At 32.6% G+C, this 14,109-nt stretch carries 7 protein-coding genes; 6 read left to right on the forward strand and 1 reads right to left on the reverse strand.

Annotated features, from left to right (window positions below; genetic code table 11):
• The first annotated feature begins 2 nt into the window (after positions 1-2).
• The 5 genes from WHA43_RS05820 (at position 3) to mdh (ending at position 9,169) form a co-directional block, all read left to right on the forward strand.
• Positions 3-1,403 carry an amidase family protein gene (locus WHA43_RS05820; protein ID WP_105046161.1) on the forward strand — a complete coding sequence of 467 codons (1,401 nt, stop codon included), beginning with the start codon at positions 3-5 and terminating at the stop codon, positions 1,401-1,403.
• Positions 1,403-4,744 (forward strand): bifunctional amidotransferase subunit GatB/aspartate--tRNA ligase AspS, encoded by a 3,342-nt coding sequence (gatB/aspS, locus tag WHA43_RS05825; RefSeq protein WP_105046162.1) that lies wholly within the window; start codon positions 1,403-1,405, stop codon positions 4,742-4,744. Before WHA43_RS05820 ends, gatB/aspS begins: the two co-directional genes overlap by 1 nt.
• 246 nt (positions 4,745-4,990) lie before the next feature.
• Complete coding sequence (gene gyrB, locus WHA43_RS05830) at positions 4,991-6,928, forward strand: DNA topoisomerase (ATP-hydrolyzing) subunit B (RefSeq protein ID WP_105046163.1); 1,938 nt, start codon at positions 4,991-4,993, stop codon at positions 6,926-6,928.
• Positions 6,929-7,053: 125 nt separating this feature from the next.
• Complete coding sequence (locus WHA43_RS05835) at positions 7,054-8,112, forward strand: DUF6588 family protein (protein WP_105046164.1); 1,059 nt, start codon at positions 7,054-7,056, stop codon at positions 8,110-8,112.
• A gap of 130 nt (positions 8,113-8,242) precedes the next feature.
• A complete protein-coding gene (gene mdh / locus WHA43_RS05840) occupies positions 8,243-9,169 on the forward strand; it encodes a malate dehydrogenase (protein ID WP_105046165.1) in 927 nt (308 codons plus the stop codon).
• Between the two features lie 103 nt (positions 9,170-9,272).
• Here mdh and WHA43_RS05845 read toward each other — a convergent pair whose 3' ends face one another.
• Complete coding sequence (locus WHA43_RS05845; protein WP_105046166.1) at positions 9,273-10,949, reverse strand: formate--tetrahydrofolate ligase; 1,677 nt, start codon at positions 10,947-10,949, stop codon at positions 9,273-9,275.
• Positions 10,950-11,137: 188 nt separating this feature from the next.
• Here WHA43_RS05845 and secDF point away from each other — a divergent pair, with 188 nt between their 5' ends.
• Positions 11,138-14,101 (forward strand): protein translocase subunit SecDF, encoded by a 2,964-nt coding sequence (secDF, locus tag WHA43_RS05850; RefSeq protein ID WP_105046167.1) that lies wholly within the window; start codon positions 11,138-11,140, stop codon positions 14,099-14,101.
• Positions 14,102-14,109 lie beyond the last annotated feature (8 nt).

The raw sequence follows: 14,109 nt of genomic DNA on the forward strand, positions 1-14,109 counted from the left end.
ATATGGAATCACAAATTAGAGAAATTCATCAACAACTCGTTGATAAAAAAATAACTTGTACAGCATTGGTTCAAGAAAAATTGAATTTACTTAAACCAAACACGTACAACACTGTCAATTCACTTTTAGAAAATTTGGCTTTGGAAAAAGCGCAAAAAGTAGATGAAAAAATTAAAAGAGGCGAAAAAATAGGACTTTTAGAAGGCATCCCTTTTGGCGTAAAAGATGTGTTTATGCTTCAAGGAACTTACACAACTGCAAGTGCTAATTTTTTAAAAAACTACAAAGCTGCATACACTGCAACTGCCATTCAAAAATTGATAGATGCTGGTGCAATTCCTATTGTAAAAGAAAATTGTGATAGTTTTGGCCATGGTTCATCTTCTGAAAATACTATTTTTGGCGCTGTAAAAAACGCCTTAAATTCAGATTTAGTTGGAGGTGGATCAAGTGGAGGATCTGCTGTAAATGTGGCAAAAAACTATACCACTTTTTCAATTGGTGGTGATACTGGAGGTTCAGTTAGGCAACCTGCAGGATACAATAAAGTATATGGTTTAAAGCCAACTTATGGACGCATTTCACGTTTTGGATTGCTTGCATACGCTTCTTCTACAGACTGTGTGGGTCCAATTACAACAAGTATTGAAGACCTCAGAATTGTATTAAATACCATTAGTGGTATTGATATTAAAGATCAAACCACATATTTCTCTGAAGAAATTTCTGATGAAAAAATTTCAAAATCCGATGAAATAAAAACAATTGGATATTTTAAAAATTTCATTGAAAATGATGCTATTGATGCAACCATAAAATCAGATTTTTTAAAAGCAATTGAAAAAATAAAAGCTGCAGGAATTCAAGTGAAAGAACTCGATTTTTTTGACTCAGAAATTTTAATAGCAACTTATTACACATTGGCTATGGCTGAAACTGCCTCTAATTTATCAAGATTAGATGGTACAAATTATGGCAATAGAATGGAAGAAAAAAATTTAAAAGATACCTATTCAATTACTCGCTCTGAAAATTTTTCTGAAGAAACAAAAAGAAGAATTGTGGGTGGAAATCAAGTATTATCTCAAGGTTTTTCTGATGATATTTATCTAAAAGCATTGAGTATTAGAGATCAAATTGCTGAAAATTTTGAAAATGATTTTCGAGAAGTAGATGTAATTATATCTCCAGTTACTCCAAATTCACCTCCAAAAATTGGCGATAGTTTAAAAGATCCTTTAGCTATGTATCTGTCTGATGCTTACACAGTTGGATTTAGTTTAGGGCAATTGCCTACGCTTACAATTCCACAAGGAACATCAACAGGAATGCAACTTTCTGCCGCAAAAAATAACGACGAATTGTTACTAAAATTCGCAAACTTCTTAAAAGAGGTCATATAATGGAACTAGAACAAGTAAACGAATTGCTGAAAATACATGATTTAGAGCTCGTAATTGGCTTGGAAACGCATGTGCGATTGAATACAAAAACAAAATTGTTTTGTTCTTGTCCAACTCAAGAAACTGATCAACCAAATCAACATATTTGTTCGGTTTGTACTGGACAAATGGGCGTTTTGCCAGCTGTAAATAAAGAAGCGATTAAAAAAGCAATTTATTTTGGAAAAGCAGTAAAATCATCCTTTTCAAATGAGATAATTTCTTGGGATAGAAAACATTACGAATATCCTGACAACCCAAAAAATATACAAATAACGCAATTTCATAATCCTATCATTCCTGATGGACAAGTGTCTTGTTTCAGAAATGATGGATCGCAATTTACCGTAAATTTAACGCAAGTTCATATTGAAGAAGATGCCGCAAAATTGCTCCATGAAAAAGAAATTTCGCTAGTTGATTTCAACAAAGCGGGTGTTCCTTTGATTGAAATTGTTACAGAACCTTGCATTCGTCATATAGAAGATGCTTCAACGTATGCACAATACATTCATAGAATTGTTCAGAATTTAAAAATTTCTGAGGCAAATCTAGAAAAAGGTGAGTTTAAATCGGATGTTTCTGTATCACTCAGAAAAAAACACAGCTATCATTTGAATCCAAGAACGGAGATTAAAAACTTGAATTCATTCAAATTTATGGTGGAAGCTTTGAAAGAAGAAGTTGAAAAACAACTCAACTACTTTATTGAAAATAAAGCTTTTAGACCCGAACAAACCACAGTTTTGTTTGATGCTGATTTGAAGCAAACCAAAACCATGCGTAAAAAGGAATTTGAAGCGGATTATCGATTTATAACTGAGCCAGATATTCCTTTTGTAAATATCAAAAATGCAATTGATTCGATTGATGTTGATATTAGTTCATTGCCTTTTGCGGTGGAATCTATTTTGATTAAAGGCGGAGTTTTGCCTCAAGATGCCAAATTTTTCACAGCAGATTCTTTGCGTTCAGAAACTTTTGTAGCAATCAATAATGTACTTCAAGATCCATCTTTTGTTGCCAAAACATTGGTGAATAATATTGGCGCTGACGAATATAAAAACATCCACGATGTTTCGCATTTGACAGAGATTTTTCAACTTTTTAAGGATGAAAAAATCACGGCTGTTTTAGTTCAAAATGCTATTTTAAATTATTTGAAAGATCAAACTTTTGACTACAATAAATATTTTGATGAAAATACCATTTCAAACGAAAAAATAATTGCAGCTGTTCAAAAAGTGATTCAAGATAATAGTTCAATTGCGGATGAAATAAAAGCAGGAAATGAAGGAAAATCAGGAATTTTAGTTGGAAAAGTAATTGCAATTATCGGAAAAGGCGCTTCAGGGAAAATTGTTCGTGAAGAAATTTTGAGACAATTAGAAAGCGATTCAGAAATAACTATCCCTCAAAAAATTGGAGCTAATTCAGTTTTATCCAAAGTAAAAACTCAAAAATCTGAAAATAAAGACGAAGAGGAATTACAAAAAATTCCAATCATCATCAAAGAAAACTACAGAACTCATAAAATTTCTGAACTTTCTGAAAACTCAATTTCTAGTGAAATTACTTTGGCTGGTTGGGTTTCAAGTGTTCGTGATCATGGAGAATTGATTTTTATTGATGTTCGGGATTCTAGTTACGAAATTTTTCAAGTTCGTTTGAGTAGAGAATCTTTCCCGAATTTAGATGATTTGGTTAAATTAAAACCTGAAACTGTCATTATGGTTACAGGAATTGTCGTCCAAAGAAATGAAGACGACTATAATTTGAGTTTAAGAACTGGAAAAATAGAATTGGAAACAACCCATTTAGAAATTCTGAATTTATCCAAAACCTTGCCTTTTGAAATCAAAAGAGCTACAAAATCGAATGAAAATGTTCGCTTTCAATATAAGTTTTTAGACCATAGAAATGAGGAAGTTCGCAAGGCAATTATCAATCGTCATAAAGTGATTAAATTGTTACGTGATTTGTTGGATGAAGAAGAATTCTTAGAAATTGAAACACCTATTTTAACTGCAGGAACTGACGAAGGAGCAAGAGAATTCATTGTGCCAACAAGAAAACAAGCAGGTTCATTTTATACCTTACCACAAGCGCCACAACAATTCAAACAAATGTTGATGGTTGGTGGATTTGAAAAATATTTTCAAATAGCGCGTTGTTTTAGAGACGAAGATTCGCGTGGAGATCGTCAACCCGAATTTACGCAACTAGACATGGAAATGGCATACACAAGTATGCAAAAAATCATCGATTTGAATACAAAACTATTCAATGAAGTGGTTACAAAAATCTATGGAAATCAATGGATTTTAAAACCTTTTGAAATCATTACTTATAAAGAAGCCATGGATTTTTATGGCTGTGACAGACCTGATTTACGCTTTGGATTGCAAATGCAAGACATTACTGATATTGTAAAAGAAACTACTTTTCAAGTATTTAGCAAACCTATTGAAGATGGCGGAATTGTAAAATGCATTAAAGTTTCAGCAAAAGAACAAGGCAATAAACGAATGTCAAAAGGTCAAATTGAAAACTTAACTGCGATTGCACAACAACATGGTTTGGGAGGTTTAGCGTATATTATTGTCAATGAAAATGAGTTGCAATCACCAATTATTAAATTTTTAGGAGAGGAAATTGCCGTAAAAATTATTGAAGCAACCAAAGCTCAAATTGGTGATATTGTATTTTTCTCAGCTGCTGATTATGCAACTGCTAATAAAGCATTGGATGCAGTTCGTCAAGAAATGGGGAAAATTCTAAAACTCATCAATCCAAAAGAACTGAGACCTGCTTGGGTAATTGATTTTCCAATGTTTGAAAAAAACGATGATGGAAGATGGACTTTTACCCACAATCCATTTTCAATGCCTGCTGTAAAAGATTTAGCAAAACATTTGGATGGCAATGACAATGAAATTGGAAGTATTATTGCGCAACAATACGATTTGATTTTAAACGGTTACGAAATTGGTGGTGGATCTGTGAGAGCGCACAAATCAGAAATCTTAGAAGCAACTTATAAAAACATGGGGTACAACAAAGAAGAAATGCTTAAAAGCGTTGGAACCATGTATAAAGCTTTTCAATATGGAGCACCACCTCATGGAGGAATTGCATGGGGAATAGATCGTTTGATGATGATTTTAGAGAAAAAATCATCTATCAGAGAAGTAATGGCATTCCCAAAAACAGGTACCTCAGAAGATTTACTTTTTGGAAGTCCATCTCCACTTTCTGACAAAAAAGTAGAAGAAATGAACGTTAAAGTCATCAAAAAGTAAGCTTTTTAAAAAATATTAAATTTCAAAATCTCGCAAATGCGAGATTTTTTTTATTTACAACTTTTTTAAAACATAAAAAATTCGAAATTTTAAAAATAAAGCCATTTATAGACGATTTAAGACACTTTCTCTTTTTTAATAAATGTTGATAATTTTAAAAGAATCTTGCTAAAAAGTCTTGAAATCAATTCATAAAATTGTAAATTTGAGTTTGAAATTTTTAAAAATCAAACAATTCATTGAACAATGAGCGAAGAAAAAAAATACGAATATTCAGCAGATAGTATTCAGGCATTAGAAGGAATGGAGCATGTAAGAATGCGTCCTTCCATGTATATTGGCGATATTGGAGTGCGTGGTTTACATCATTTGGTTTACGAAGTTGTAGACAATTCCATTGACGAAGCTATGGGTGGTCACTGTGACACTATTGAAGTTACTATCAATGAAGACAATTCTGTTACAACCAAAGATAATGGACGTGGAATTCCAGTAGATATTCACAAAAAAGAAGGCGTTTCTGCATTACAAGTAGTAATGACAAAAATTGGTGCTGGAGGAAAATTTGATAAAGATTCTTATAAAGTTTCTGGAGGATTGCATGGAGTTGGAGTTTCGTGTGTAAACGCACTTTCTGACCATTTAACAGCTACTGTTCATAAAAATGGAAAAATTTGGCAACAAGAATACGAACGCGGAAAAGCATTGTATCCTGTAAAAACAATTGGTGAGACCGATTTTACAGGAACTATAGTTACCTTTTTACCAGATAAATCAATTTTTCAGCAAACTACTGAATTCAGCTATGAAACATTAGCTAACAGAATGCGCGAATTGTCGTTTTTAAATAAAGGTGTAACCATCAAATTAACAGATAAAAGAAAAACAGATGATGAAGGTAATTTTATTTCAGAGACTTTTTATTCAGACGAAGGATTACCAGAATTTGTAAGATATTTAGATTCAACTCGTGAAAGCTTGACTGCAAGAGTGATTTCTATGGAAGGAGAAAAAAATGGTATTCCAGTAGAAGTTGCGATGGTTTACAACACTTCCTATGCTGAAAATTTACATTCATATGTAAACAACATCAATACGCATGAAGGAGGTACTCATTTAGCAGGTTTTAGACGTGGTTTAACCACTACTTTAAAAAAATATGCTGACGATTCAGGATTGTTGAAAAATGTAAAATTCGAAATTGCTGGTGATGACTTTAGAGAGGGATTAACAGCCATTATTTCTGTAAAAGTTCAAGAGCCTCAATTTGAAGGTCAAACAAAAACCAAATTAGGAAACAGAGAGGTTACAGCAGCAGTTTCTCAGGCTGTTTCTGATATGTTGACTATTTATTTAGAAGAAAATCCGAATGATGCTAGAGCTATAGTACAAAAAGTAATTTTAGCAGCAACAGCGCGTCATGCAGCCAAAAAAGCCCGTGAATTAGTTCAAAGAAAAACGGTGATGAGTATTGGTGGTTTGCCAGGTAAATTATCTGATTGTTCTGAAACTGATCCAGCTCAATGTGAAATTTTCTTGGTTGAGGGAGATTCTGCAGGTGGAACTGCAAAACAAGGAAGAGACAGAAACTTCCAAGCTATTTTACCTTTACGTGGAAAAATTTTGAACGTAGAAAAAGCCATGCAGCACAAAGTTTTTGAAAACGAAGAAATTAAAAATATGTTTACTGCATTGGGGGTTTCTATTGGTACAGAAGAAGATCCAAGAGCATTGAATTTATCAAAAATTCGTTATCATAAGGTAGTAATTATGTGTGATGCTGACGTTGATGGTTCGCACATTGCAACCTTAATATTAACTTTCTTCTTCCGTTTTATGAGAGAAATGATTGAACAGGGTTATATTTATATTGCTACTCCTCCATTGTATTTAGTGAAAAAAGGACAAAAAAGAGAATATGCTTGGGACGACAATCAACGTGATTTAATTTCTCAAAAAATGGGTGGTGGAGTTACCATTCAACGTTACAAAGGTTTGGGAGAGATGAATGCTGAGCAATTATGGGACACAACCATGAATCCTGAATTTAGAACCTTACGTCAAATTACTATAGACAGCATGACTGAAGCAGACAGAGTATTCTCTATGTTAATGGGTGATGAAGTTCCTCCAAGAAGAGATTTCATTGAAAAGAATGCGAAATATGCTAAAATAGATGTTTAATAAAATTTAACAACATATAATAAATGCACACTTTTATTAAAGTTGTGCATTTTTTTTTTACTTTAGCCTAGAATTTAAGAAAAAATTAACCAAATTTATCAACGAATCTAAACTATTTAAAAAAAATGAAAAAGTATACTTTAATTTTTATAGGCGTATTTGTTCTATCAACCAATACAAAAGCGCAAGACGGTTTTGAAAACATCCTACTTGCAGAAGGTAGTGATGTAAACAAAATAATGCAAGGTTATTTTGCTCCTGCTATGGAGGGATTTATTTATGGTATGAATAATGGATGGGCACATACAGCGAAAGTTCATAAAGTTTTAGGTTTTGACTTAACTTTAGGTTTGAGTGCTTCTATGGTACCTTCAGAAAAAGAAATTTTTAGTCTTTCTGGACTGACTTCAATATCTGGCGCTTCAACAGCACCTTCTTTTGCTGGAGTTGGAACACAAACAAACTTAACTGTAACTAGAACCGTTACCATTCAAAACCCAAACTCACCTGCATTTGGACAATCACAGGTTGTTACTGCTGGATTAACACTTCCTGGAGGTATTAAAGATGATTTACCTTTAAATGCAATACCAGCACCAATAGCCCAATTAAATGTTGGTTTGCCTTGGAAATTAGAAGGTATGTTAAGAATCGTTCCAAAAATAGATTTAGGAGATGATGGAGGTCAAGTAAATATGTTAGGATTAGGATTAAAAAAAGAAATTACAAGTTGGTTTGGACCAATGGAAAAAACACCATTACACGTTGCTCTTCTTGCTGCATATACAACAATGGGTGTAACATATGGTATAGAGAATCAAAATTCTGGGAGTTTAATTATAAACAATGCTTCAGCTGAATTTGAATTAAAAGCCTTCACTGTTCAAGCTTTAGCTTCATTGAATTTTCCGATTATCAATTTATTTGGTGGTATTGGTTACAGTAGTGGTAGTTCATCTTATAGAATGCCAGGAACTTATCAAGGTAATTATAACTATACAGTTGGAGGGCAACAATATACTGAAACAATCAATTTAAGTGCTCCAAATTTAGATTTTAGCGCAAGCGGATTTACTACATCTGTAGGAGCGAGATTAAGTTTAGGTTTCTTTAAAATATTTGCCTCTTATACCTTACAAGAATACAATGCTTTAAATGCAGGAATTGCAATAAGTATCAGATAAAATAATAAGATATTTTCATAAAAAAAGACACCAAAAGGTGTCTTTTTTTATGAAAATTATCACATATAAATTATTGAGAATATCGTATTTTTGTAGCTTACAATTAATCATTAATTAAAAACTAAAAAATATGAAAGTTTCAGTTGTTGGTGCAGGTGCAGTTGGCGCAAGTTGTGCAGAGTATATTGCTATTAAAAACTTCGCATCCGAAGTAGTTTTACTAGATATCAAAGAAGGTTATGCTGAAGGAAAAGCAATGGATTTGATGCAAACTGCTTCTTTAAATGGGTTTGATACCAAAATCACGGGAAGTACAAACGATTATTCAAAAACTGCAAATTCTGATGTTTGCGTAATTACATCTGGAATTCCAAGAAAACCAGGAATGACACGTGAAGAATTGATTGACATCAATGCCGGAATTGTAAAAACAGTAGCCTCAAATTTGCTAACTTATTCCCCAAATACAATCTTGATTGTAGTTTCAAATCCTATGGACACAATGACATATTTGGTTCACAAAACAACAAACTTACCAAAAAATAAAATTATTGGAATGGGTGGAGCTTTAGATTCTGCTCGTTTTAAATATAGATTGGCTGAAGCTTTAGATGCTCCAATTTCGGATGTTGATGGAATGGTAATTGGTGGTCACTCTGATACAGGAATGGTACCTTTAACAAGATTAGCAACAAGAAATTCTGTTCCTGTTTCTGAATTCATTTCACCTGAAAGATTAGAACAAGTAAAAGAAGATACCAAAGTTGGTGGTGCAACTTTAACCAAATTATTGGGTACTTCAGCTTGGTATGCACCTGGAGCTGCTGTAAGTGCTATGGTTCAAGCAATTGCTTGTGATCAGAAAAAAGTATTTCCTTGTTCAACATTCTTAAGTGGTGAATACGGAATGAATAATATTTGCTTAGGAGTTCCTGTTGTTATAGGAAAAAACGGAATTGAGAGTATTGTTGAAATCACATTGAATAATGCAGAAAAAGAAACTATGGTTGCCTCTGCTGAAGGTGTTTCTGCTGTAAACGACTTATTAAACTTTTAATCTTTTTAGATAATATTCCATTAAAAATACAAACCTCACAAACTAACATTTGTGAGGTTTTTTTATTTCTATTGTCTAACAATTAATAAGTGTTAATCTATATTTATGACAACCCAGAAATTACTCCGTTTTTATCAATAGTCATATTTTCAGATGCAGGAATAACAGGCAATCCTGGCATTCGCATCATTTTTCCTAAAATAGGAATTACAAATTGAGCTCCTGCAGCAATTTCTATTTCACGAACTGTAACTGTAAAACCTTCTGGCCTTCCAATTAAAAACTCATTATCAGAAAATGATTTTTGAGTTTTCGCCATGCAAACTGCAAAATCATTGAACCCTAACCTATCAATTCTTCTCAAATCAATTTGAGCTTGTTTGCTATATTCAACCGTTTTTGCTCCGTACATTTCTTTGGCAATAGTTTCAATTTTTTGTTTTATAGGACTTTTCCAATCGTATAAAGGTTTGTATTGAGTTGCTTTGTTTTCAACAACATCAACAACAGCTGCAGCTAATTTTTTGGTTCCTTCACCACCTTTTGCCCAACCTTCAGAAACCACTGCTTTCACACCTAACTTAGCACATTTTTCAATAACAAATGCCACTTCTTCGTCAGAATCAGAAATAAATGAATTGATTGCAACTACTGGCTCAACATGAAACTTTCGAACATTTTCTATGTGTTTTTCTAAATTTTTAAATCCCTCAGAAACTCGTTCTAAATTTGGCGTATTATATTCTTCACTTTTTGCACCTCCATGATGACGTAACGCTCTAATTGTAGCAACCAAAACCACACATTTTGGATTGAGTTTCGCAAAAGTTGATTTGATATTTAGAAACTTTTCTGCACCTAAATCAGCTCCAAAACCCGCTTCAGTGACTGCATAATTAGCCAAAGAAAGTCCCATTTTTGTGGCAATAATGGTATTGGTTCCTTGTGCAATATTCGCAAAAGGACCTCCATGAAGAATTGCAGGATTTCCTTCTAAAGTTTGCACTAAATTTGGTTTAATAGCTTCTTTTAATAAAATTGCCATCGCATTTTCAGCTTTCAAATCTTTGGCAAAAACAGGTTTGTTATCAAAAGTAAACCCTATAAAAATATTTCCCAAACGTTCTTTTAAATTATCTAAATCAGTTGACATGCATAAAATCGCCATCACTTCTGATGCAGGTGTAATATTAAATCCATCTTGTCTCGGAACACCATTTGCAGTGCCTCCCAAACCAATAATAATTTCTCGTAAAGAACGATCATTCATATCCATCACACGTTTCCAAAGAACTGTTCTTGGATCAATATTTAAATTATTGGTTTTATTTTGGATGTTGTTATCAATCAACGCTGCAAGTAAATTATTAGCTTTTTCAACTGCGTTAAAATCACCCGTAAAATGCAAATTGATTTCTTCCATTGGAATTACTTGAGAATAGCCTCCTCCTGCAGCTCCACCTTTCATACCAAAAACAGGTCCTAAAGAAGGTTCTCTCAACACTACAACAGCTTGTTTTCCAATTTTATTTAACCCTTCTGTCAAACCAATTGAAACCGTAGTTTTTCCTTCTCCTGCTGGAGTTGGCGTTAATGCAGTTACTAAAACCAAATTGTTTTGTGCTACTTTTTCATCATCAATCAAAAACAAAGGTAGTTTTGCTTTGTGTTTTCCATACATCTCCAAATCGTCTTCATCTATACCTAATTTTTCAGCAATATTTTTGATGTGTAAAGGATTTTTTGCTTGAGCAATCTCAATATCAGTTAAATACCTCATTTTATATATTTATAGAAATTAGAGTTTAAATATAATGAATTTTAACAGGTTTTTGTCGGTATAAATTTAAAAGTACAAAAGCCTGTTTTAGGCTAATACAATAAATATTATAAAATAATTGCTTAGCCTACTATGAAATACTATATTTGCACGTTTTAAAAAAAAGAAGTCGACATAAATTAAAGAAGATGCAAAACAAAGGACTTATTAAATTATTTGCTATCCTTTTTGGATTGGTAAGTTTATATCAATTATCATTCACATTTTTGGCAACCAAAGTAGAAAACGATGCTGCTGCCTACGCTAAAAATATGGATAAAAATAACAATGCTAGAGAAAAAGCTGCTTTCGAAAAAAAGTATTTAGACAGCGTTGCTAACAAAGACATTATTGACTTAGGTGTTACAAAATATACCTACAATGATGTGAAAGATAAAGAAATGAATCTTGGTCTTGATTTGAAAGGTGGTATCAATGCCATTTTACAAGTTTCTGTAAAAGAAGTGTTGATAAGCTTATCTAACGATTCTAAGAATGAAGTATTTAACAAAGCATTAGCGGCTGCTGACGAAAGACAAAAAAATAGTAATTCAGATTATTTAACCCTCTTTTTTGAAGAATTTGAAAAAATTGCTGGTAAAACAAAATTAAGTGATCCATCAATTTTTGGAACAAAAGCATTGAGTGAAAAAATCTCTTTAAATGAAGATAATGCTACTGTTAAAGAAACTTTACAAGAAGAAATTAATAGCTCAATTGGAACTGCTTTTGAAGTTTTAAGAAGTAGAATTGATAAATTCGGAGTTACACAACCAAACATTCAAAGAATCGGAACTTCAGGAAGAATTCAAATTGAATTGCCAGGTGCAAAAGATATTGAACGTGTTACAAAATTAATTACAAGTAAAGCTGAATTACAGTTTTGGGAAGTGCATTCGAATGTAGAAGTTCAAAACTTTTTCTTTGAAGCAAATGCAGTAGTTGCAGAAATGTTAAAAGACGATACTGCTGTTGAAAAAGATACTCTAAAGAAAGGAAATATTGATGACTTGTTAGGAGAAACTACTGATTCTACAAAAGTTCAAAAAAATCTTTTTACTTATTTATTCCCAAATGTAGCACAATCTCAACAACAAGTTAGCTCTTTAGTGGGTCAAGCTAGAGTTTTAGATACTGCAACTGTAAACAATTTATTAGCTAAAAAAGAAGTAAGAGCGTTATTGCCTACTGAATTGCGCTATGTAAAATTCTTATGGGATTACAAATCTGAAAAAGGAACTGATGGTACAGAATTGATTGGATTATATGCTATCAAAGGAAATAGAAATGATGTTGCTCCAATTGAAGGTGATGTTATTTTAGATGCTGCTCAAGTGTTTGATCAATTGAACAAACCAGAAGTTAGTATGACCATGAATAGTACAGGAACCAAACAATGGGCAAAAATGACTGCAGACAATGTAGGCAAGTTTGTAGCTGTTGTTTTGGATAATTATGTATATACAGCTCCTTCTGTAAACCAAGCAATCACTGGAGGAAGAACATCTATTTCTGGAGGTACAATGACGATTGCTGAAGCTGAAGACATTGCAACTGTATTGAAAGCAGGTAAATTACCAGCTGCTGCAAGAATCATTCAAGCAGAAGTTGTTGGTCCGTCTTTAGGTCAACAATCAATTGATGCTTCTGTAAATTCATTCATGATTGCAATTTGTTTGGTATTACTTTGGATGATTTTTTATTACGGAAAGGCAGGAATTTTCTCAAACATTGCTTTAGTTGTGAACATTCTTTTCATTTTCGGAATTTTAGCATCTTTCAACGCTGTATTGACTTTACCTGGTATTGCAGGTATTATTTTAACTATTGGTATGTCTGTTGATGCAAACGTAATTATCTTTGAGAGAATCAAAGAAGGTTTGGCTGCAAAAATGGGCTTAAAACAAGCAGTTGAAGAAGGATTCTCAATCAAAGGAGCACTTTCTGCAATTATTGATGCAAACATTACTACATTATTAACAGGTATCATTTTATATGTTTTTGGAACAGGACCAATTAAAGGTTTTGCATTGACATTAATGATTGGTATTGCAACTTCATTATTTACAGCCGTATTTATTACTAGATTGTTGGTTGATAGCGCTGTAAACAAAAAAATGAATTTAACTTTCAACACGAATTTCTCAAAAGGTTGGTTTACAAATATCAATGTTGCTTTTATTAGAAAACGTAAAGTTGCTTATGTAATTTCAAGTACATTAGTTATCATCAGTTTAGTTTCTATATTTACTATCGGATTAAAACAAGGAGTTGATTTTAAAGGAGGTCGTTCTTATGTAGTTCGTTTTGATCAAGAAATGACACCTACAAAAGTTGCTCAAGAATTGAAATCGGTTTTTGGAAGTGCTCCAGAAGTTAAAACTTATGGTAACGCAAATCAATTAAAAATCACTACGGTTTACAGAATTGATGAAGAAGGACAAGAAGTTGATGAAGAAATTCAAGAAACTTTATACAATGGTTTAAAACCATATTTGGCAAAAACTTCTTACGAAAACTTTAAACCTGGATTTGAAAAACAAGGTGCAGGAATTATGAGTTTCTTAAAAGTTGAACCAACAATTGCTGATGATATTAAAACTTCAGCTTTATATTCAGTTATTGGTTCATTATTAATTGTTTTCTTATACATTTTATTACGCTTTAGAAAAGTATCTTTCTCAATTGGAGCAGTTGCTGCAGTTTTCCATGACGTGTTGATTGTATTAGGAGTTTTCTCTTTAACATACACTTTCATGCCTTTTGACATGGAAATTGATCAATCATTCATAGCTGCAATTCTAACAGTTGTAGGGTATTCGTTGAATGATACTGTAATTATTTTCGATAGAATTAGAGAATTTACTAACGAAAGAAGAGGAAAACATAACGAATTAATCAATAGTGCCATCAATTTAACTTTAGGAAGAACTATCAATACTTCATTAACAACTTTATTGGTATTATTAGCAATCTTTTTCTTTGGAGGGGATTCCATCAAAGGATTCATGTTCGCATTGATTGTGGGTATTGTGGTTGGAACATACTCATCTATTTTTGTGGCAACACCAATTATGTACGATACCACAAAAAAAGAAGATAAAAATAGTTAACTTTTTAA

The sequence above is a fragment of the Polaribacter gangjinensis genome, assembly GCF_038024125.1.
GTDB classification, from domain to species: domain Bacteria; phylum Bacteroidota; class Bacteroidia; order Flavobacteriales; family Flavobacteriaceae; genus Polaribacter; species Polaribacter gangjinensis.